The sequence below is a fragment of the Bacillus cereus group sp. BfR-BA-01360 genome (assembly GCF_022663595.1).
GTDB lineage: Bacteria > Bacillota > Bacilli > Bacillales > Bacillaceae_G > Bacillus_A > Bacillus_A cytotoxicus.
Map to the genome: position 1 here is coordinate 1 of NZ_JAKUFV010000102.1, position 237 is coordinate 237.

Sequence of the window (237 nt, forward strand, 5' to 3'; positions counted from 1 at the left end):
TGCTTTATTACTCAGCAGATAATAACCAAGGTTACGAAGGAACTTTAAATATCGCTACTATTCCAGAACAATTTGCAATTGATTGTTTAGGTGAGCAATTAGATGAAAAAGACGGTGTATTAAATGAATTAGCTGATGCAAAAGGAAAACCATTCGCGTTGTTATTTGAATTTGATGGAGATGTGAAAGCAACTCGACATGTTATGTATAACTGTTCAGCAAGTCGACCTAATATTT

General features: G+C 33.8%; 1 protein-coding gene. It reads left to right on the forward strand.

What is annotated here, in order from left to right; all coding sequences use genetic code 11:
• A partial coding sequence (locus MR056_RS22135) for a major tail protein (protein ID WP_375293726.1) occupies positions 1-237 on the forward strand: 237 nt, incomplete at both ends.